This window comes from Serratia sp. CY47280 (assembly GCF_052168655.1).
Classification (GTDB): domain Bacteria; phylum Pseudomonadota; class Gammaproteobacteria; order Enterobacterales; family Enterobacteriaceae; genus Serratia; species Serratia bockelmannii.
Window position 1 is genome coordinate 310282 of the sequence record NZ_JBJNMG010000001.1, and the last position, 21371, is coordinate 331652.

20 protein-coding genes are annotated in these 21371 nt (G+C 59.9%); 11 read left to right on the forward strand and 9 right to left on the reverse strand.

Annotated elements, in window-relative coordinates:
* Window positions 1–184: 184 nt before the first annotated feature.
* From arnB to ACJ8J4_RS01650, 11 genes are all read left to right on the forward strand, one after another.
* On the forward strand, window positions 185–1339 hold the full coding sequence (gene arnB, locus ACJ8J4_RS01600) for a UDP-4-amino-4-deoxy-L-arabinose aminotransferase (protein ID WP_025302623.1): 1155 nt from the start codon (window positions 185–187) through the stop codon (window positions 1337–1339).
* A complete protein-coding gene (arnC, locus tag ACJ8J4_RS01605; RefSeq protein WP_025302624.1) occupies window positions 1326–2306 on the forward strand; it encodes an undecaprenyl-phosphate 4-deoxy-4-formamido-L-arabinose transferase in 981 nt (326 codons plus the stop codon). The genes arnB and arnC overlap by 14 nt, the downstream gene beginning before the upstream one ends.
* Window positions 2306–4288, forward strand: coding sequence for a bifunctional UDP-4-amino-4-deoxy-L-arabinose formyltransferase/UDP-glucuronic acid oxidase ArnA (arnA, locus tag ACJ8J4_RS01610; protein WP_197835661.1), 1983 nt, complete (start codon window positions 2306–2308; stop codon window positions 4286–4288). The genes arnC and arnA overlap by 1 nt, the downstream gene beginning before the upstream one ends.
* Window positions 4285–5190 (forward strand): 4-deoxy-4-formamido-L-arabinose-phosphoundecaprenol deformylase, encoded by a 906-nt coding sequence (arnD, locus tag ACJ8J4_RS01615; RefSeq protein WP_025302626.1) that lies wholly within the window; start codon window positions 4285–4287, stop codon window positions 5188–5190. Before arnA ends, arnD begins: the two co-directional genes overlap by 4 nt.
* Entirely contained in the window at window positions 5187–6851 is a 1665-nt protein-coding gene (gene arnT, locus ACJ8J4_RS01620) for a lipid IV(A) 4-amino-4-deoxy-L-arabinosyltransferase (RefSeq protein WP_025302627.1), read from the forward strand. Before arnD ends, arnT begins: the two co-directional genes overlap by 4 nt.
* Window positions 6848–7192: a 4-amino-4-deoxy-L-arabinose-phosphoundecaprenol flippase subunit ArnE gene (gene arnE / locus ACJ8J4_RS01625; protein WP_025302628.1), complete on the forward strand. Its 345-nt coding sequence runs from the start codon at window positions 6848–6850 to the stop codon at window positions 7190–7192. The genes arnT and arnE overlap by 4 nt, the downstream gene beginning before the upstream one ends.
* Window positions 7189–7581: a 4-amino-4-deoxy-L-arabinose-phosphoundecaprenol flippase subunit ArnF gene (gene arnF / locus ACJ8J4_RS01630; RefSeq protein ID WP_049205166.1), complete on the forward strand. Its 393-nt coding sequence runs from the start codon at window positions 7189–7191 to the stop codon at window positions 7579–7581. The genes arnE and arnF overlap by 4 nt, the downstream gene beginning before the upstream one ends.
* A gap of 174 nt (window positions 7582–7755) precedes the next feature.
* Window positions 7756–8220, forward strand: a complete 465-nt coding sequence (locus ACJ8J4_RS01635; protein ID WP_016927954.1) for an NlpC/P60 family protein — start codon at window positions 7756–7758, stop codon at window positions 8218–8220.
* Window positions 8221–8279: 59 nt separating this feature from the next.
* Window positions 8280–9293, forward strand: a complete 1014-nt coding sequence (locus ACJ8J4_RS01640) for a lipoate--protein ligase A (RefSeq protein WP_025302630.1) — start codon at window positions 8280–8282, stop codon at window positions 9291–9293.
* Window positions 9294–9805: 512 nt separating this feature from the next.
* A complete protein-coding gene (locus tag ACJ8J4_RS01645) occupies window positions 9806–10537 on the forward strand; it encodes an EAL domain-containing protein (RefSeq protein WP_043143424.1) in 732 nt (243 codons plus the stop codon).
* Between the two features lie 257 nt (window positions 10538–10794).
* Window positions 10795–12237 carry a protein adenylyltransferase SelO gene (locus ACJ8J4_RS01650; protein WP_060432953.1) on the forward strand — a complete coding sequence of 481 codons (1443 nt, stop codon included), beginning with the start codon at window positions 10795–10797 and terminating at the stop codon, window positions 12235–12237.
* Between the two features lie 33 nt (window positions 12238–12270).
* Here the strand turns inward: ACJ8J4_RS01650 and ACJ8J4_RS01655 are convergent, their stop codons facing one another.
* From ACJ8J4_RS01655 to ppsR, 9 genes are all read right to left on the reverse strand, one after another.
* Window positions 12271–13056, reverse strand: a complete 786-nt coding sequence (locus ACJ8J4_RS01655) for a heme ABC transporter ATP-binding protein (RefSeq protein ID WP_025302633.1) — start codon at window positions 13054–13056, stop codon at window positions 12271–12273.
* Window positions 13049–14053 (reverse strand): FecCD family ABC transporter permease, encoded by a 1005-nt coding sequence (locus ACJ8J4_RS01660; protein WP_025302634.1) that lies wholly within the window; start codon window positions 14051–14053, stop codon window positions 13049–13051. Before ACJ8J4_RS01660 ends, ACJ8J4_RS01655 begins: the two co-directional genes overlap by 8 nt.
* Complete coding sequence (locus ACJ8J4_RS01665; RefSeq protein ID WP_089180833.1) at window positions 14053–14883, reverse strand: heme/hemin ABC transporter substrate-binding protein; 831 nt, start codon at window positions 14881–14883, stop codon at window positions 14053–14055. The genes ACJ8J4_RS01660 and ACJ8J4_RS01665 overlap by 1 nt, the downstream gene beginning before the upstream one ends.
* Window positions 14880–15917, reverse strand: coding sequence for a hemin-degrading factor (locus ACJ8J4_RS01670; protein ID WP_025302636.1), 1038 nt, complete (start codon window positions 15915–15917; stop codon window positions 14880–14882). Before ACJ8J4_RS01670 ends, ACJ8J4_RS01665 begins: the two co-directional genes overlap by 4 nt.
* Window positions 15918–15983: 66 nt before the next feature.
* Complete coding sequence (locus ACJ8J4_RS01675) at window positions 15984–18026, reverse strand: TonB-dependent hemoglobin/transferrin/lactoferrin family receptor (protein WP_043141123.1); 2043 nt, start codon at window positions 18024–18026, stop codon at window positions 15984–15986.
* 94 nt (window positions 18027–18120) lie between these two features.
* On the reverse strand, window positions 18121–18303 hold the full coding sequence (gene hemP, locus ACJ8J4_RS01680) for a hemin uptake protein HemP (protein ID WP_043141213.1): 183 nt from the start codon (window positions 18301–18303) through the stop codon (window positions 18121–18123).
* A 171-nt stretch (window positions 18304–18474) separates the two neighbouring features.
* Entirely contained in the window at window positions 18475–18960 is a 486-nt protein-coding gene (locus ACJ8J4_RS01685) for a glutathione peroxidase (protein WP_025302639.1), read from the reverse strand.
* A 106-nt stretch (window positions 18961–19066) separates the two neighbouring features.
* The gene (locus tag ACJ8J4_RS01690) at window positions 19067–20113 is read right to left on the reverse strand and encodes a 3-deoxy-7-phosphoheptulonate synthase (RefSeq protein WP_004931381.1); all 1047 of its coding nucleotides are present in this window, start codon (window positions 20111–20113) and stop codon (window positions 19067–19069) included.
* Window positions 20114–20310: 197 nt separating this feature from the next.
* Window positions 20311–21171: a posphoenolpyruvate synthetase regulatory kinase/phosphorylase PpsR gene (gene ppsR, locus ACJ8J4_RS01695; RefSeq protein ID WP_161781785.1), complete on the reverse strand. Its 861-nt coding sequence runs from the start codon at window positions 21169–21171 to the stop codon at window positions 20311–20313.
* Between the last annotated feature and the right edge of the window lie 200 nt (window positions 21172–21371).

The following is a 21371-nucleotide window of genomic DNA, read 5'->3' on the forward strand; positions in this document are numbered from 1 at the left end:
GATGACGGCACCTTCCTATCAGTTCTCCCACTGATGACGAGTCTCGTCTTAAGGTTTAGTTAAGCTTGCGGCCTTACATTGTCAGTTAATCCACGGAAACGATTCTTCTCTGGCGTTTAATATTCGTTAAACGAAAGGGATTTACAGTGTCATCAAAAGCAGCTCGATACGTTTGGGGTTAACTATGGATCAATTTTTGCCTTTCTCTCGTCCGGCCATCGGCGATGAAGAAATCGCCGCGGTAGAGAAAGTGTTGCGCTCCGGTTGGATCACCACCGGGCCGCAAAACCAGCAACTGGAAAGCGACTTCTGTTCCACCTTCGGCTGTAAGCACGCCATCGCGGTCAGTTCCGCCACGGCGGGCATGCACATCACGTTAATGGCGCTTGGCGTCGGCCCTGGCGACGAAGTCATCACCCCTTCGCAAACCTGGGTCTCCACCCTCAACATGATCGAGCTGCTGGGCGCCACGCCGGTGATGATCGATGTTGACCGCGATACGTTGATGGTCAGCGCCGCCGACGTCGAGGCTGCCATCACCCCGAATACCAAAGCGATTGTTCCGGTGCATTACGCCGGTGCCCCCCTGCAGATGGATGCGCTGCGCGCCGTGGCCGAACGCCATGGTCTGCCGCTGATCGAAGACGCCGCCCACGCGGTCGGCACGCGCTACAACGGCGAATGGGTCGGCGCGCGCGGCACGGCGATTTTCTCTTTCCATGCGATCAAAAACGTGACCTGCGCCGAAGGCGGCCTGATCGCCACCGACGACGATGCGCTGGCGGATCGCCTGCGTTGCCTGAAGTTCCACGGTCTGGCCGTCGATGCCTTCGATCGCCAGCAGCTTGGCCGCAAACCGCAGGCCGAAGTGGTGGAACCGGGGTACAAATACAATCTGTCCGACATTCACGCGGCGATCGCCGTGGTGCAACTTTCGCGCTTCGCCGAGCTGAACGCGCGTCGCAAGGCGCTGGCGCAGCGCTACCTGAGCGCGCTGGAAGGCTCGCCGTTCCAACCGTTGGGCGTGCCGGATTATCCGCATGACCACGCCTGGCACCTGTTTATGGTGCGCGTCGATCCCGAGCGCTGCGGCCTCGATCGCGACCAACTGATGGAGCGCCTGAAAGAGGTTGGCATCGGCACCGGGCTGCATTTCCGTGCCGCGCACACCCAGAAATTCTACCGTGAGCGCTATCCGCAGCTTTCTTTGCCGAATACCGAGTGGAACTCGGCGCGGCTGTGCACCTTACCGCTATTCCCTGATATGACCGACGCCGACGTGGATCGCGTGGTCAATGCCTTGTCTTCTGTTGTGGAGTCTTTACGTGTCTCGCGTTGAACCGATTAAAAAAGTGTCGATAGTCATCCCGGTATACAACGAGCAGGAAAGCCTGCCGGCGTTGCTGGAACGCACTACTGCCGCCTGTAAGCAGTTATCTCAACCCTATGAAATCATCCTCGTCGACGATGGCAGCAGCGACAATTCCGCCGACATGCTGACTGCGGCGGCGGAAAAGCCGGACAGCAACGTGGTCGCTGTCTTGCTGAACCGCAACTATGGCCAGCACTCGGCCATTATGGCCGGTTTCAATCAGGTGACCGGCGATTTGGTGATTACGCTGGACGCCGATCTGCAGAACCCGCCGGAGGAGATCCCTCGTCTGGTCAGCGTGGCGGAAGAGGGCTATGACGTGGTGGGCACCGTGCGCGCCAACCGTCAAGACTCCTGGTTCCGCAAAAGCGCCTCGCGCGTGATCAATATGATGATTCAACGCGCCACCGGCAAGTCGATGGGGGACTATGGCTGCATGCTGCGTGCCTACCGTCGTCATATCGTTGAGGCGATGCTGCACTGCCATGAGCGCAGTACCTTTATCCCGATTCTGGCGAACACCTTCGCCCGTCGCACGACCGAGATCGACGTGCGTCACGCCGAACGTGAGTTTGGCGACTCCAAGTACAGCCTGATGAAGCTGATCAACCTGATGTACGACCTGATCACCTGCCTGACCACTACGCCGCTGCGTTTGCTCAGCGTGGTCGGCAGCATCGTGGCGCTGTCCGGGTTTGTATTGGCACTGGTGCTGATTGCGCTGCGTCTGCTGCTCGGCCCTGAATGGGCCGCCGGCGGCGTGTTCACCCTCTTCGCCGTGCTGTTCACCTTTATCGGCGCCCAGTTTGTTGGCATGGGGCTACTGGGTGAATACATCGGCCGCATCTATACCGACGTGCGTGCGCGTCCTCGCTATTTTGTTCAGAAAGTGGTCGGTGCACAGCAGGACCACAATACTCAGGAAGAAGAATGATGAAAGCTATTGTATTTGCTTACCACGATATTGGCTGCGCAGGTCTGAAAGCGCTGACTGAGGCGGGTTATGACGTGCAGGCCGTATTCACGCACACCGACGACCCTGGTGAGAACAATTTCTTCTCCTCCGTGGCCCGTTTGGGCGCCGAATTGGATCTGCCGGTCTATGCGCCGGAAGACGTAAATCACCCGCTATGGGTTGACCGCATCCGCGCACTGCAGCCGGACGTGATCTTCTCGTTCTACTACCGCCACATGCTGAGCGACGAGATCTTGTCGCTGGCGCCGCAGGGCGGTTTCAACCTGCACGGTTCGTTGCTGCCGCACTACCGTGGCCGCGCCCCGGTGAACTGGGCGCTGGTGAATGGCGAAACCGAAACCGGCGCCACGCTGCACATGATGGTGAAACGCCCGGATGCCGGCGACATCGTTGGTCAGCAGAAAGTGACCATCGCAGACAACGACACCGCGCTGACGCTGCACAAAAAAGTGCTGGAAGCCGCGCAGGTCGTGTTGCAAGAGCAGTTGCCGAAACTGAAGAACGGCACCGCCACCTTCACCAAGCAGGATGAGTCTCAGGCCAGCTACTTCGGCCGCCGCACCGCAGCGGACGGCGAGATCCTGTGGCACAAGTCCGCCAAAGAGATCAACAACTTGGTACGCGCCGTCACCGAACCGTACCCGGGCGCATTCAGCTACCTCGGCCAGCGCAAGCTGATCGTCTGGCGCTCCCGCGTGCTGGATACCCAACATGATAAACAACCGGGCACCGTGCTGAGCACCTCGCCGCTGGTCATCGCCTGTGGCGAAGGCGCGCTGGAGATCGTCGCCGGCCAGAACGACAGCGGTCTGTACGTGCAGGGCAGCCGCCTGGCGCAAGAAATGGGCATCGTCACCGACGTGCGCCTGGCCGCCAAGCCGAATGCCGTAATGAAACGCCGTACTCGCGTGCTGATCCTCGGGGTTAACGGCTTCATCGGTAACCACCTGACCGAACGCCTGCTGCGTGACGATCGCTACGACATCTACGGCCTGGATATCGGCTCTGACGCCATCAGCCGCTTCCTCGACAACCCGCGTTTCCACTTCGTGGAAGGCGACATCAGCATCCACTCCGAGTGGATCGAGTATCACATCAAGAAATGCGACGTGGTGCTGCCGCTGGTGGCGATCGCGACGCCGATCGAATACACCCGTAACCCGCTGCGCGTGTTCGAGCTTGACTTCGAAGAGAACCTGAAGATCGTTCGCGACTGCGTGAAATACAACAAGCGCATCATCTTCCCGTCCACCTCAGAAGTGTACGGCATGTGCGACGACAAAGAGTTCGACGAAGACCATTCGCGTCTGATCGTCGGGCCAATCAACAAACAGCGCTGGATCTACTCGGTCTCCAAACAGCTACTGGATCGGGTGATCTGGGCTTACGGCGCCAAAGAAGGCCTGAAGTTCACGCTGTTCCGTCCGTTCAACTGGATGGGGCCGCGTCTGGATAACCTGGACGCCGCGCGCATCGGGTCTTCCCGCGCCATCACCCAGCTGATCCTCAACCTGGTGGAAGGTTCGCCGATCAAACTGATGGACGGCGGCGCACAGAAACGTTGCTTCACCGACATCAACGACGGCATCGAAGCGCTGTTCCGCATCATTGAGAACCGCGATGGCCTGTGCGACGGCCAGATCGTCAACATCGGCAACCCGACCAACGAAGCGAGCATCCGCGAGCTGGCTGAAATGCTGCTGGAAAGCTTCAACAACCACCCGCTGCGCGACCGCTTCCCGCCGTTTGCCGGCTTCAAGGACGTGGAGAGCAGCAGCTACTACGGTAAAGGTTACCAGGATGTCGAGCACCGCACGCCGAGCATCAAGAACGCTCACCGCCTGCTGGGCTGGCAGCCGACCATCGAGATGAAGCAAACCGTCGCCGATACGCTGGACTACTTCTTGCGCACTACCGTTCAGGAAGGGAACGGTGCATGAAGAAAGTCGGTCTGCGGGTTGATGTAGATACCTTCAGCGGCACCCGTGAAGGGGTGCCGCAGTTGCTGGACCTGTTCGACAAGTACGACATTCAGGCCAGCTTCTTCTTCAGCGTGGGACCGGACAACATGGGGCGCCATCTTTGGCGCCTTTTGCGTCCGAAATTTCTGTGGAAAATGCTGCGTTCGAACGCCGCCTCGCTGTATGGGCTGGATATTCTGCTGGCCGGTACCGCCTGGCCGGGGCGCAACATTTCACGCGCGCTGGGGCCGCTGATGAAGCGCACCGCCGAAGCCGGCCATGAAGTCGGGCTGCACGCCTGGGATCACCAAGGGTGGCAGGCCAAGGTTGGCAAGTGGAGCGAAGCGCAGCTGACCGAACAGGTGCAGCGGGGCGTCGACGCCCTGAGCGCCTGCACCGGCCAGCCGGTGAAATGCTCCGCCGTGGCGGGCTGGCGTGCCGATACGCGCGTGCTGGAGGTCAAGCAGCGCTTCGGCTTTCATTACAACAGCGATTGCCGCGGCACCCATCCGTTCCGTCCGGTGCTGAGCGACGGGCGCCACGGCACGGTGCAGATCCCGGTGACGTTGCCGACCTTCGACGAAGTGATCGGCAGCGAAGTCAGCATGGCCGACTTCAACGACTACATTCTGCGCGCCATCGAGAACGATCGCGGCGTGCCGGTGTACACCATTCACACCGAAGTGGAAGGCATGTCGCAAGCGGCGATGTTCGAACAGTTATTGCAACGCGCACGGCAGCAGGGCATCGAATTCTGTCCGCTTAGCGCGCTGTTACCACAAGATTTGGCGTCACTGCCGTTGGGCCGCATCAAGCGTGCTCCTTTCCCCGGCCGCGAAGGTTGGCTGGGCTGTCAAACCGATGTGAAGGACGTTACATGAAGGCGCTAAAAGGATCCTGGGCCATTCTGCTGGCCGTTTTTTTTGCTCTGGTTTACCTGATCCCGCTTAACGGCCGCCTGCTGTGGCAGCCGGATGAGACGCGTTATGCCGAGATCAGTCGTGAAATGCTGCAGCGCGGCGATTGGGTGGTGCCGCACCTGCTGGGGCTGCGTTATTTCGAAAAGCCGGTAGCGGGTTACTGGTTCAATAACATCAGCCAGTGGCTGTTTGGCGAAAACAACTTTGCGGTGCGTTTCGGCTCGGTGTTCAGCACCGGCATGACCGCGCTGCTGGTGTTCGCGCTGGCGATGCTGATGTGGCGCAATGCGCGCCGCGCCAGCCTGGCGGCGCTGATGTTCCTGTCGATGGTGCTGGTGTTCAGCATCGGCACCTACAGCGTGCTGGATCCGATGATCTCGCTGTGGCTGGCGGCGGCGATGGTCAGTTATTACCTGACGCTGAAGGCCTCCTCGGTCAAGGGAAAACTGGGCGCTTACGCACTGCTGGGCTTGGCCTGCGGCATGGGCTTTATGACCAAGGGCTTCCTGGCACTGGCGGTGCCGGTGATCGCGGTGATCCCGATCGTTATCCAGCAACGCCGCATCAAGGATCTGCTGTGCTATGGCCCGGTGGCGATCGTGACCGCGACGCTGCTCAGCCTGCCGTGGGCGCTGGCGATCGCGCAACGCGAACCCGACTTCTGGAATTATTTCTTCTGGGTCGAGCATATTCAGCGTTTCGCCGAAGATAATGCTCAACACAAGGCGCCGTTCTGGTATTACCTGCCGGTTCTGCTGGCGGCGGTGCTGCCTTGGCTGGCGCTGCTGCCCGGCGCGCTGCTCAAAGGTTGGCGCGAGCGCGTGCAGCGCCCGGAGCTGTTCTTCCTGCTGAGTTGGGCGATGATGCCGTTGATCTTCTTCAGCATCGCCAAAGGCAAGCTGCCGACCTACATTCTGCCGTGCATGGCGCCGCTGGCGCTGCTGATGACCGCCTATGCGGAAGACTATGCCGCCACGCTGCGCGCCAAGCTGTTCAAGGCCAATGCCTGGTTGAACGGCCTGTTCGGGCTGATTGGCATCGTGGCGCTGGTGGTGTTGAGTTCCGGTCTGCTGCCGAAAGCGCATCTGTTTACTCCCCAAGAGTGGCCGAAAGTGGTGCTCGGCCTGATCGCCTTCGGTGGTTGGCTGCTGTTCGCATTGGTTTCCGCACGCGATAACGGCCGCCAATGGCGCTGGGCGGCGGCTTGCCCGGTGCTGCTGTGCCTGGTGATCGGTTACGCCATTCCGCAACAGGTGACCGATTCCAAACTGCCGCAAAACTTCGCCCGCGCCACGATGGCCGAGCTGGGCGACAGTCGTTACGTGCTAAGCGACAGCGTTGGGCTGGCGGCCGGCCTGGCTTGGGAGCTGAAGCGCAGCGACGTGCTGATGTACAGCCAGAAAGGCGAGGTGGCCTATGGTCTGGAGTATCCGGACGCCAAAGGCCACCTGATCAGCGATGCCGATTTCCCGCAGTGGCTGGCGCAGGCGCGTAAGCAGGGGAACGTATCGTTGGTGCTGCAACTGTCACGTGGCGAAGCGCTGCCGCAGGAACTGCCTGCCGCAGACAAGGTGGATCGCATGAACCGCCTGGTGCTGATGTGGTATAAACAGCAACCATGATCGGTTTTCTGTTGGTGATAGTGGTCAGTCTGCTCACCTGTGGTGGGCAGCTGTGCCAGAAACAGGCGGCGCACTGTTGGGAACGGGCGGGCGAGGCGCGGCTGAAACAGACGCTGCGCTGGCTGGCGCTGGCGGTGCTGCTGCTGGGGCTGGGCATGGCGGTGTGGCTCAATGTGCTGCAACGTCTGCCGCTCAGCCTGGCTTACCCGATGCTCAGCCTTAACTTCGTGATGGTGACGCTGGCGGCGCGCTGGCTGTTTCATGAGCCGACGACCGCTCGCCACTGGTGCGGCGTGGCGTCGATTATGCTGGGGATCCTGCTGATGAGCGTGCATTCATGAAGGGCTATGCCTGGGGCGCCGCCAGCGTACTGCTGGTGACGCTGGCGCAGTTGCTGATGAAGTGGGGCATGGTGCAGATCCCGCTGATGTCGTTCGCCGATGTCTCGTTGGCGTTGATCGGCAATTACTGGCTACCGCTGCTGGCGGTGGGCGGCGGCATCTTCGGCTATGCGCTGTCGATGCTGTGTTGGTTTTTCGCGCTGCGCCATCTGCCGTTAAATCGTGCTTATCCTCTGTTGAGCGTTAGCTACGCGCTGGTCTACCTGGCGGCGGTGATCCTGCCGTGGTTTAACGAGTCCGCTACGCTGCTGAAAACGTTGGGCACGCTGTTTATTCTGTTCGGCGTCGGGCTGATTAACAGCAAATCCGAGACAAAATCGCCGGAATAGGGGCTAAACCGGCGATCCTGCTATTATCTCCCTCATGGCGCTTGCCTTTTTCCCCGTGCGGGAGATAAATTAACGCCAAATAGCGCTCTCCTTACGTGGTGCCGGCTTTGCCTCGCAGGCGGTGGTGGTGTGCCGATTGGCATAATGCGGCAGCGTGTTCAATGAAGGAATATTATGCGGATGCGTGTGTGGTTTTTATTAGCCAGTTTGATCCTCGCCGGCTGCAGCAGCCATGCGCCGCCGCCGAGCGGCCGCCTGGCGGACTCTATCGTGGTGGTGGCCCAGCTCAACGAGCAACTGCGTCAGTGGTACGGCACGCCGTACCGTTACGGCGGCTTGGATCGCGGCGGCGTGGATTGTTCCGGCTTTGTTTACCGCACGTTCCGCGATCGTTTCGACATGCAGCTGCCGCGTTCGACCGAAGAACAAACCTCGCTGGGTACCAAGGTTTCGCGTGATGAGTTGATGCCGGGCGACCTGGTGTTTTTCAAAACCGGCGGCGGTGAGAACGGCCTGCACGTCGGCATATACGATACCAACGACCAATTTATCCACGCCTCGACCAGTCGCGGGGTGATCCGCTCCTCGCTCGATAACGTCTATTGGAAGCGTGTGTACTGGCAGGCGCGACGCATTTAACCTTAACCCGTTGATTTGGTGTATCATGGCGGCATCTCGTGTTTTGAACGGTGCCTGCCATGAACAGCCTGCGTTTACTGATCTCCGACTCCTACGATCCCTGGTTCAACCTGGCAGTGGAAGAGTGCATCTTCCGCGAAATGACCACGCAAAAAATTCTCTTCCTGTGGCGCAATGCCGAAACGGTGGTGATTGGTCAGTCGCAGAACCCCTGGAAAGAGTGCAATACCCGGCGCATGGAGCAGGATGGCATTCGGCTGGCGCGGCGCAGCAGCGGCGGCGGGGCGGTATTTCACGACCTGGGCAATACCTGCTTCACCTTTATGGCCGGCAAGCCGGGCTACGACAAGAGCGTCTCGACCGACATCATTCTGCAAGCGCTGCGGGAGCTGGGCGTGGCGGCCAGCGCATCGGGGCGTAACGATCTGGTGATGGAAACCGCCGACGGGCCGCGCAAAATATCCGGCTCGGCCTATCGAGAAACGCAGGATCGCGGTTTCCATCACGGTACGCTGCTGCTGAATGCCGATCTGGAACGGTTGGCGGACTATCTCAATCCGGATCCCAAAAAGCTGCAGGCCAAGGGGATTACCTCGGTGCGTTCGCGCGTCGCGAATCTGGCGGAGTTTTTGCCGGATATCAGCCATGCGCAGGTATGCGACGCCATCGTACAGGCCTTCTTCGCCCACTATGGCGAGACGGTCGAGCCGGAGATTATTTCGCCGGACGTGTTCCCCGATCTGCCCGATTTTGCCGCGCAGTTCGCCAAACAGAGCAGTTGGGAATGGAATTTTGGCAAGGCGCCGGCGTTCAGCCACTTGCTTAACGAGCGTTTCGTCTGGGGCGGCGTAGACTTGTTCTTCGATGTGGAGAAGGGGGCGATTGTTCGCGCGCAGGTGTTCACCGATAGCCTGAATCCCGCTCCGCTGCAGCGGTTGGCGGACATGCTGGTGGGCTGCGCGTACCGCAGTGAGCCCGTCGCCGCCTGCTGTGACCGACTGATGGCGGAGTATCCTCAACAGGCGGCCGAATTAGCCGAGTTGCGGCAATGGCTGAGCGAAACGATCCGTTAGCCGGAGTGGGAATGGTGAAGGGGATGAGCGTGCTCATCCCTTTTTTTATCGCTGAAATCGGCGTTTAGCAGGGGCGTAGCGCAGATTTTCTGAAAATCAAGATGGGCACTTTTTTACATTTTCAATGCCGAGAATAACGGGCGGAATTGATGCGTTATTAAATTTAATCAGTCGTCGTTAACGGTAGGAAAAATCCGCGTTAAGGAGGAAAGATTATTTTACTTTATTTAAGATTTTTCTTAAATAAAACAAGGGAGATAAGTCAAATTTAGCCGCCAATCCATTCAACTTAAGCCAAATACCTTTTCACATAACGCGTTTGGCGGTCGCTATGGCATAAGTCAGGCTGCTTTTCTTTGCGCCTTTCACGATTGTCGTATAGCTTTAATCTATCAATTAAATGATATTTCATGGGTATTTACATTGATATTTCCGATTAATCCCAGAGGGATTGATCGATAAAATATATTGATATACGATGATACGCTAGCCATTCATCCTGTGGCATTAAAATGAACATCCAACTCGAAGCTGACTTTATTAGTAGCTATGTTTTGCAACCTGTTTACTCAATGGAGGGCGGGCTGTTGGCGGTTGAAATGTTGAGCCGTTTCAACAGTCTCGACGGTGATTTAGCCATGCCGGCCGAAATTGGGATTAATTTATTGACGTCTGAACAAAGGATTGAGTTATTTAATGAGCAATTGAAACTTGCGGAGCAGCATGCGGCTTGGTTTACCGGTAACAACGTGCAGTTGACCATCAATATCGAAGAAACCATCGTCGAACTTATTCTTTCTGATTCGGCGTTATGTCAACGGATCGGGCAATATCCTTTTATTGCATTTGAAATCAGTGAGAGTTTTCCGAATCTTTCGGCCGGGAAGAACAACCCGAGCGTGCGGCGATTAAGCGAAATGTTTTCGCTGTGGCTCGATGATTTCGGTTCCGGTAAAGCCACGTTGACCGCGCTATACGATGGTTTGTTTGACTATGTAAAGATAGACAAGCGTTTTTACTGGCAGCTGTTTACCCATCAGGGATATGACGTGGTCATCGACTCGTTGTTAAAGAATATCAACCTGTTATGTAAAGGCGTAATCGTCGGAGGAATAGAGAAAAAAGAGTACTTTAATAAACTCAGATACGCCGGTGTTTTAGGCCTGCAAGGTTTTTTATGGCCCAGCGTTGGTGTGGATAATCTGCAAGCTTTGCTGGCGAGGCCCAGCGAGTTCAATAATTAAGAAGTGATATAAAAAACTACACACAATGAGGTAAATAATGCACGGGGTGAGGTTACCGTGATCCCGTCGCCGTTATTCGCCATCGCTTTATGCTGATAACTGCGTTTGTCAGCCGACGTTAAAGCGCGTTTCCTCAGCTGAGGGGCAACGCCAAACTCCCCGCATCCGCCCTGGTGACAGGCGGATGCGTTCTCCCTGCATTCCTTCGGTGTTAATCCGCCCGTTCAGGCTCTACACTACGCTGAAACGGAGGGCCTATGCCGCAGTTCGATAACGCTTACTACCAACAGTTACCCGGTTTCTACACCGCCCTGAACCCGACACCGCTCAAGGATGCACGCCTGCTGTACCACAGCGAGCCGCTGGCACGCGAGCTGGGGCTGGATGAAAGCTGGTTTACCCAGGATAAAACCCCCATTTGGGCGGGAGAATCGCTGCTGCCCGGCATGCAGCCGCTGGCACAGGTGTACAGCGGCCACCAGTTCGGCGTGTGGGCCGGGCAACTGGGTGATGGCCGCGGCATTTTGCTGGGCGAACAGGTCATGGCGGATGGCAGCCACCGCGATTGGCACCTGAAGGGGGCCGGGCTAACGCCATATTCACGCATGGGGGATGGCCGCGCGGTGCTGCGTTCGGTTATCCGCGAGTTTCTTGCCTCTGAGGCGCTGCACCATCTGGGGATCCCCACCACCCGAGCGTTGACTATCGTCACCAGCCAGCAACCGGTATATCGCGAGCAGCCAGAACGCGGCGCCATGCTGATGCGAGTGGCGGAAAGCCATGTGCGCTTCGGCCACTTCGAACACTTTTATTACCGTAAACAGCCGGAGCAAGTGCGGCAGCTGGCGGATTTCGTCATCGCCCGTCACTGGCCACAGTTGCAGGATCTGGCTGAGCGTTACCTGCTGTGGTTTACCGACGTGGTCGAACGCACGGCGCGTTTAATCGCCCATTGGCAAACCGTCGGTTTCGCCCACGGCGTGATGAACACCGACAATATGTCGATTCTCGGTATCACCATCGATTACGGCCCTTATGGCTTCCTGGACGACTACCAGCCCGGCTATATCTGCAACCACTCCGATCACCAGGGGCGTTACGCCTTCGACAATCAGCCGGCGGTGGCGCTGTGGAACCTGCATCGCCTGGCACAAACCCTGTCTGGGTTGATGACCACCGAGCAGCTGCAGCAGGCGCTGTCGGCGTATGAGCCGGCGCTGATGCGCGCCTACGGTGAACAGATGCGCGCCAAACTCGGCTTCTTCACGCCGACGGCGCAGGATAATGACGTGCTCACCGGTCTGTTGAGCCTGATGGCGCAGGAAGGGCGGGACTATACCCGCACGTTCCGCTTGTTGAGCGAGACCGAACAGCAGCAGGCGCAGTCGCCGCTGCGCGACGAGTTTATCGACCGTGCGGCGTTCGACGCCTGGTATCAACAGTATCGTCAGCGCTTGCAACAGGAACAGGTCAGCGATGCGGAACGGCAACGGGCGATGAAGGCGGTGAACCCGCGCCTGATCCTGCGCAACTATCTGGCGCAGCAGGCGATTGAGGATGCGGAGAAAGACGACGTGGGCCGTTTGCGGCGGTTGCATCAGGCTCTGCTGAGGCCGTTCGACGATGCGCCGGAGTATGACGATCTTGCTGCGCTGCCGCCGGATTGGGGCAAACATCTGGAGATTTCCTGCTCCAGTTGAGATGAAAAAGGGCGCCTCATGGCGCCCTTGATGTTATTGACGTAGATAGACCTGCGGCAGAGACACTTCGGGATGATGCACCACGCCGAGATCGGCCTGATACCAGCGGGTGAGGATCTCCGTCTGCAGGACCTCTTGCGGCGTGCCGCTCGCCACCAGACGTCCCTGATGCAACAGCAGGATCCGATCGGCGTACAGCGCCGCCAGATTGAGATCGTGCAGCACGCAGCAGACGCCCAGCGGCTGTTGACGTGTCAGCGAGCGCAGCAGGCGCAGGGTGTGCTGCTGGTGATACAGATCCAGCGCCGAGGTCGGCTCGTCGAGAAACAGCCAGGCGGGAGACGGTTGCGGTTGCCACAGCTGCGCCAACACCCGCGCCAACTGCACCCGCTGCTGTTCGCCACCGGACAACCGGCGGTAATCGCGCTGCGCCAGCGCCAGGCAGTCGGTTTGTTCCATCACCTGTTGGATCGCCTGATGCTCGTCGCGTTTGCCGTGCGGCGATCGCCCCATGCTGACCACTTCTTCCACGCTGAAGGGAAACGCCAGATCGCTGTATTGGCGCATCACGGCTCGGACTTTGGCCAACTGCTGCGGCGCCCAGTGTTCCAGCGGGCGGTCGAGCAGCCGGCATTCGCCGCAGTCCGGCGTCAGATAGCCGGTCAGCAAGCGCAGCAGCGTCGATTTGCCGGCGCCGTTAGGGCCGATAATCGCCACCATCTCACCGCTGGCGAGGCTGAGCGAAACGTCGTTGATCAAGCGGCGCGTACCGAGGCTGTAACGCAGCTCTCGGGCTGTCAGGCAGGCGGCGTTATCCACCGGTTCGCTCCCGCTGGCGCATCACCAGCCATAAGAAGTAAGGACCGCCGATCAGGCTGGTCATCAAGCCTACCGGCATTTCGGCCGGCGCCACCAGTGTGCGCGCCAGCGTATCGCTGACCAGCAGCAGGCAGGCGCCGCCCAGCGCGGAGCAGGGCAGTAGCCAGCGGTGATCGCCGCCAAGGCGCATGCGCACCAGATGTGGCACCACCAGACCGACGAAGCCGATCACGCCGCTCATCGCTACCGCCGCGCCGATCAGCAGGGCGCTCAGCAACAGCAGCTGCAGCTTGGCGCGCTGGACGTTCACCCCGAGGTAGTGGGCCTCTTCGTCCCCCAGCTGCAACAGATTCAGCCGGCGCGCCTGCAACAGCGTCAGCAGCGCCGTAGGCAGGATCAGCGAGGCGGAAACGGCCAGCGTCGGCCACTGCGACTGGCTGAGGCTGCCCATCATCCACAGCGAGAACTGGCGCAGCTGTTGATCGCTGCTGACGTAGGAGAGCACGCCGATGGCCGCCATGCACAGGGCGTTGATGGCGATGCCCGCCAGCAGCAGCCGCGACAGATTGCCGTGCCCGCTGCGGCTGATGCCGTAGATCAAAAGCGATACCAGCAGGCTGCCGAGGAACGCCGCCAGCATATGGCCGTATAGCGCGATCGTCACCGGCAACGCCAGCGGCATCACGATGAACAGGGCGACAAACAGCGCGCCGCCGCTGCTGATGCCCAGAAGGCTCGGATCCGCCAGCGGGTTGCGGAACAGCCCCTGCATCACCGCGCCGGACACTGCCAATGCGCAGCCGATCACTACTGCCAGCAGCACGCGCGGCAGACGAATGTTCAGCCAGATGTGCCAGGCGGCGTCGCTGAAGGGTTCGCGCCACAGGGTGCGAAACGACAGCGTCAGCGCGCCCAGGTTGGCGGCGACCAGCGCCAGCAACGTCAGCAGCACCAGCAGGCCGATGATGGCCAACTGAGGCGAGGTGCGACTGCGCATTACTTTTGCTCCGCCGCGTGGCGCAGTTTGGCCAGCGCCGCCGGCGTTTCCAGACCGAAGCCCAGCAGCGCCATGTCATCGACGATCAGTACGCGGCGCTGCTTGCCCGCCGGCGTCAACGCCAGGCCCGGCAGCGTCCACAGCTGCTGTTCGCCGCCGAGGGTGCGCACGCCGTCGGTGGTGACCAGCAACAGATCCGGCGCGCTGGCGATGACGCCTTCCTGCGACAGCGGACGGTAGCGGTCAAAGCCCTGCATGGCGTTTTTCAGTCCGGCGGCGGCGATCACCGCGTCGGCGGCGGTGTGTTGCCCGGCAGCCATCGGCGTAATGCCGCCGTGGCTCATCACGAACAGCACCTTGACCGGCAGCGGAGAGGTATCGACCGCCGCCAGCTGCTGTTGATAGCGCTCGCTCAGCTGTTTGCCTTGCTCAACGCGTTGCAACGCGGCGGCGATCGTAGCGATTTTCTGCGGCACCGCCTGCAGGGTGGTGTCACCCGGCACGCTGACCACTTTGACGCCGCTGTCCGCCAACTGTTTGAGCACCAGCGCCGGCTGCGCCAGCTCGGTCGTCAGCACCAGCGTCGGTTTCAGCGCCAAAATGCCTTCGGCGTTCAGTTGGCGCATGTAGCCGACGTCCGGCAGCTTTTTCACCGCCTCCGGATGCAGACTGGTGCTGTCACGGGCGATCACGTCGTCGCCGGCGCCGAGCGCGAAGGCGATTTCCGTCACGTCGCCGCCGATCGAGACGATGCGCTGCGCCGCCGCCGCGGTGAGCGGCAGCGCCAGCGTCATCATCAGCGTCAGGCGGCGGATCAAGGAAGATTTCATGCGGCGATGTCCTTGGCGGCGAGCGCGGCAACCTGCTCGCGCCACTGGGTTTGTTCCGGCTGCCCTTCGGTACGCTGGCCATACAGCTGCGCAATCTGCGTGCCGTCGGCGGCGAACAGCTCCAGGCTGGTGACGATGCCGTCCTTGGTCGGTTTGCGGGTGATCCAGCTTTCGGCGATGGCGCCTTCAATCAGGTGCAGCGTGAAACGGCGGTTGAACACGTTGATCCAGCCTTCCTGCGGCATCAAACGTTCGATCTGGCCGGTGAAGATCTGCACGCAACCGCGGTTGCCGACGAAGATCATGATCTCGTTTTGCTGCTGCTGCGCCGCTTGCAGCAGCTGCGAGAGCGCGCTGTTGTCTACCTGATAGGCCAGATCGTCGCCGACGGCGCGGAACGCCTGCTGGCGCGTGAGCTTATTGCGGCTCAGCAGCTGGAAGAACTGATGAACGTCGGTCATCGCGCGCCATTCACCGTCGATTTTGGCATGATCCTGCGTCGTTTCATCCGCGGTGCTCACCTCGGCGGGTTGCAGCGCCAGCGCCGGGTTTTCTTCGCTCAGGTGGCGCTCCACCAGCGCCATCCAGGCCGGCAGATCGGTCTCTTCGGTGGTGTAGACCTTGTGCAGCGCATCGCCCTGTTGGTCGAAGAACTGGATGCTGTGGCGCACGCCGCGTTTGTTGGTTTCGCTCATAGCGAAAACGCTGGTCCAGTGGTTGAGGAACAGGCGCAGATCCAGCTCGCGCGGGTTGAGGATCAGCCCGGCGTGGCCGTTGAGGTGCTGGTTGCGGTAGCGGCCCATCTGCTCATGCACCGCATAGCTGTTGCGGGTGATGGATTTGGTGACGCCCACTTGCTCAAGCTCGGTCAGCAGGGTGCGCGCGTCGGCCTGCAGGCGGCGAGTGTCGTGGCCGACGCGGGCGTGCGTCAGCTCCGCTTCGCTGACGCCAAGGATCGCCGCCAGATCGCGGGCGTATTTGCCGGGGTGGTCGATTTTGGCCTGTTGGTAGCGTTCGTATAGGGTGTTGCTCATGCGGGATTCTCCTGCGCTGTAATGCGAACGGCGGACAACCGGGTTGTCCGCCAGATAGTCAAATGATTACCACTGGTAGCTGACCAGCAGTTTGGCGTTGCGGCCATCCTGCGGGACGCCCTGCGGCGAGTAATATTCTTTGTCGAAGGCGTTGCCCAGTACCACGGTGGTGGTCATGCCCTGCAGCCGATCGCGGCCCTTGTAGCTCAGATAGAAGTCGTTGACGCCATAGCCGCCTTGCTCCGGCGTCCCCGTTTGTACGCGGGTGGCGCGTTCGGCGAAGGTGGCGACCCAGCCGGCGGACAAACCGGTTTCGCCCAGCGGCACGTCCAGCGAACTGGTGACGGTATCCGGGCTGATGTCGGCCAGCCAATCGCCGCTTTTCGCGTTCAATTCGCCATTGCGAGACTTGTCCTTGCCGCGTGTGCGGTTGTAGGCCAGATCCCAGTTAAACCACTTGGTCTGGTAGTTCAGCGAGGTGTCCCAACCCCAAATCTTGGCGCGAGAGATATTCGCTGAGGCGGTCTGCGTGCGAGTGACATACATGAAGATGTAGTCTTTGGCGTCGGTATCGAAGTAACTGGCCTTGAATTGCAGGCTGTCATCCGCCAGAAGCAGATCGTCGAAGCGCAAGCCGAAACCGGCTTCGGTGGTGCTGGTGGTTTCCGGCCGCAGATTCGGATTAGGCACCCAATAGTTGCCGGGGAAGTGACGCGAATCGTTGTACATCTCGCCCATGGTCGGGGCGCGGAAGGCCTGGGAATAGGAGCCGAACAGCATCAGCCAGTCGGTCGGCGAGTAGCTCAGGGCCCCGCGGGACGACCATTTGTCGGCCTTGACGTCTTCGTGGCCCTGGCTGCTGCCTTTGTAATCGTCGTAGCGCGTGCCGGCCAGCACGGTGATCGGAATGTCGCGCAGCGTGATTTCATCCTGCAGCCAGCCGGAGGCGAAGTTGATCTTGGCCTGCGGGAAACTGGTAGTGGCGCCGCCCGGCTGCTGTTTCTGTTCATACACTTCGGAGCCGTAGGTCAGCAGGTGTGACGCAAAGCTGTCGGCGAACAGACGTGTGCGGTTTTCCAGCTTGCCGCCGTTGGTGGTCTGCTTGCGGAATTCGTCGGTCGCACCGGCGTTGTGCGCATTGATTTTGACTTCCGAGGTGTACAGTTTCGCGGTGGCGTCCAGCCAATCCTGGCCGACCGGCTTGAGCTTATAGCTCAGAGCGGCATCACGCTGGATGGTGGAGCGGTTGGTCATCGGGTTGCCGCTCGAGCTGCCCGGCGTCTGCGGGTTTTTCGGCTCCTGGGCGCTGTTGTTGTAGTAGCGCAGATCGCCGCTCAATGACTGATTGTCGTCGATTTTCCAGGTGCCTTTTGCCAGCACGTTGCTGATGGTTTCGTCGTTAGGCGCATCGAAGCCGTTGCCCTGACGCAGATTACCGACGTCGCGGGTACCGAACGACAGCAAACCGTCGAGGTTATCGGTCTTGCCGTAGGCGCTGGCGCCCATGCCCAGGCTGTGATCGCCGCTGCCGGCGGTGCCGTAGACGCGGAACCCGGTATCGTGGCCCGGCAGCAGCAGATCGGCGGCATCGACGGTCTCGTAGGCGATGACGCCGCCCAGCGCGCCGCTGCCATACAGCAACGCAGAGGGACCGCGCACGATTTCAATGCGCTTGACCAGCGCCGGATCGAGGAAGGTGCCGCCGATGTGGCCGGTATCGGTCCCCTGGCGGATGCCGTCGACCAGCGTCAGCACGCCGTTTTTGCCGTAGCCGCGCATCGTTACGTCCTGACCGTTGCTGCGCCCGGTGCCGTTCACGGTGATGCCCGGCACGCGGCGCAGCATATCGGCGGCCGAGGTGGCGGTCTGGCTTTCTGGCGAGTTGCCTTCGATGACCGTGACCATCATCGGCGCTTCAAAGCTGCTGCGTTGGTTGCCGGTGGCGACCACGGTCATGGTCTCGTCGGCGGCTTTGGCTTTTTTAGCCGGCGCCGCGTTGGAAGAGGGTGTTGTGCTGGTGTTTTGTGCCAAGGCCACCGTAGGCAGAGCGCAGGCAATCGCCAGACTCAAAGCGGAAAAACGCAGCCGGGTGGAAAATGTCAGAGGCATGGTGCAACTCTCCGTATGTAATAAAACATATCAATAGATTTGCTGGCTGCCTGGATCAACCGATCGGGGTGGCTGGCGTTTGAGGGTTCTATGGTTATTTGGTCAGGATCAATTTCCCGGCTTTGGTTTGCCGCAGCTGATAGCGCTGGCCCTGATGGGTAATGAACGCGATGCCGTCGGTGCCGAGCAGCTGTGCGCTGTCGTAGCTGGGCGGCGCGTTTGCGCTGTGCTCGGTCGGGGCCGCGGCGGCGGGGGTAGGCGTGTTGGCAGTATCCATCATCATTGTGCTTATAAAACAGACCATTAAATGGTAATTAATATCAAACTGAGAATCATTATCATGTGAAGGAAAGGTTACATCAAGGAAAATTTTCTTACCGATGGAACCTTTTTGTCGAACGGACATCCGGCGGCGGGCCGAGCGCACTCGGCCCGTAAAAAAGGGGCGTTATTTCAGCAGGGTTTCGATGCGGTCAAACAAACGCTCGGGCTTAGTGATCGGCGCAAAGCGCGTGATACGCTGGCCGTCGGCGGTGAGCAGGAATTTGGTGAAATTCCACTTGATGCGGCGGCTGCCCAGAATGCCGGGTGCCAGGCGTTTCAGCTCATTGAACAGCGGGTGCGCGCCGGGACCGTTAACGTCTATCTTGCTGAACAGCGGGAAACTGACGCCGTAGTTGAGGCTGCAAAAGTTGGCGATCTCCAGCGGACTGCCCGGCTCCTGAGAACCAAACTGGTTGCAGGGGAAGCCGAGCACCACCAGGCCGCGTTCGCGATAGTATTGCCACAAATTTTCCAGCCCACGGTATTGCGGGGTGAAGCCGCACTTGCTGGCGGTGTTGACCACCAGGTAAGCGCGCGCCGGGAAATCGCCCAGCGTTTTTTGCTCGCCCTGCAGCGTGACGCAGGGGATGGATAACAGAGAGTGAATCATGCCGGGGCTCCCAGTGCGTTTCGGCGGGCGCTAAAGCGTTGCAATCAGTATAGATGAGTGGGGCAGAAGGAATAAAGCCGGGGGCGTGGCCCCGGCCTCTACTGGGTTAGAAACGGCTATCAACCGCATCCGCCAGCATCGCCAGCAACTGCTCGCTGTCGGACCAGCTCAGGCAAGGATCGGTGATCGACTGGCCATAGGTCAGCGGCTGGCCGGCGACGATTTTCTGCGTGCCTTCCACCAGGAAGCTTTCCGCCATTACGCCGGTGATGGCGGCGGAGCCGGCGCGGATCTGCTGGCAGACGTTGTCGGCCACTTCCAGCTGGCGACGGTGCATTTTCTGGCAGTTGCCGTGGCTGAAGTCGATCACCAGGTGTTCAGGCAGATCGAACTCGCGCAGGCTGTCACAGGCGGCGGCGATGTCGCTGGCGTGGTAGTTCGGCGTCTTTCCGCCGCGCATGATGATGTGGCCGTACGGGTTGCCGCTGGTCTGGTAAATGGTCATCTGGCCATGTTTGTCCGGCGACAGGAACATGTGCCCGGCGCGCGCCGCGCGAATGGCGTCGATGGCGATGCGGGTGTTGCCGTCGGTGCCGTTTTTGAAGCCGACCGGGCAGGAGAGCGCCGAGGCCATTTCACGGTGGATCTGGCTTTCGGTGGTGCGCGCACCGATGGCGCCCCAGCTGATGAGATCGGCGATGTATTGGCCGACGACCATGTCCAGGAATTCGGTGGCGGTCGGCAGGCCGAGCTGGTTCACTTCCAGCAGCAGGCGGCGCGCCATTTCGATGCCGCGGTTGACCTGGAAGGTGCCGTCCAGCGCCGGATCGGAGATCAGGCCTTTCCAGCCGACGACGGTACGCGGTTTTTCGAAGTAGGTACGCATCACGATTTCCAGACGATCCTGGTAGCGTTCGCGCAGGGCGTTCAACCGGCCAGCGTAATCGACGGCGGCGTCGAGATCGTGGATGGAGCAGGGGCCGATCACCACCAGCAGGCGGCGGTCTTCACCGGTGAGGATTTTTTCAATGCGTTTTCGTGACGCTGTCACGTTGTCGGCGACGGCCGCCGAGATCGGCAGCTTGTCTGCCAACGCTTGCGGCGTGACGAGGCTGTCGATGCGCGCGGTCCGCAGTTCATCTGTTTTGTGCATGTTGTTCCCTGGAAACTGTTCTTCTCTGCGGCAGGAGTGCCGGGAAGTGATGGCGATCACAATAACGCAAAAAGCGCTGAATTCAACCGTAGAGATTGTGTTCTGTTGATCAAAACCGCGAAAAAAAGCACAAAAAAATCAGCTGCTGTTGAAATAAACGGCAGGCGGCGGGGCACGGCGGCCCCGCGAGAAAATGATCAGAACATGCGGCGACTCATACCGAGGATGTCGAGGATTTTGGTGGAAATCTCTTCGACAGAATAATTGGTGGTATTGAGGTAGCGGATCTGATTTTTGCGGAACAGCGCCTCGACCTCGGCGATCTCCATGCGGCACTGGCGTAATGAAGCGTAACGGCTGTTTTCACGCCGCTCTTCACGGATCGCCGCCAGGCGTTCCGGATCGATGGTCAGGCCGAATAATTTATGCTGAAACGGTTTCAGCGAGGCCGGCAGGTGCAAATTATCCATATCGTCGGCGATAAACGGATAGTTGGCGGCGCGAATGCCGAACTGCATCGCCAGATAAAGGCTGGTGGGGGTTTTGCCGCAGCGCGACACGCCGAGCAGGATCACCTGCGCCTGATCGAGGTTGCGCAGCGAAATGCCGTCGTCATGCGCCAGGGTATAGTCGATGGCGGCAATGCGCGCGTCGTACTTGCCGAGGTTGCTGGCGGTCAGGCCGTGGGTGCGGTTCGGCACCGGCGTCGGTTCCACTTCCAGCTCGCCCTGCAGCGGGCCGACCAGCGCCTGCACGATATCCTGGCAGAAGCCCTGGCTCTGCACGATCACATCGCGCACTTCCGGCGAGATGATGGAGTAAAACACCAGTGGCCGCACGCCGGTTTGATTATAAATATCATCGATTTGCTGGCGAACTGCGCGCGCGCGCGCCTCGGTTTCGACGAACGGCAGGGTAAAGGTGGTCGCCGTGACCGGAAACTGCGACAGCACCGCGTGCCCCAACACTTCGGCGGTGATCGCCGTACCATCCGAAATATAAAAAACGCTTCTTTCCACCCGAGGCTCCTTACCTGAAAACGGTGTTCCTGCTGTCATCACTGTCAATATCATGGGCCGCGGACGATCCGTCGGTAAAGGGGGGAGGGAAAAAATTGTGACGGCGGGACGGTAAAGCGCTTTGCGCCGGCGCGTGAAGAAAAGCGCGTTTTGCCGGCGGTAAAAATTGTGGCGCAACGAGGTTTTTCGACCCGAAACGTAAATTTGCCGTTATTTTCACCAAAAACGGTAGCGTTTGC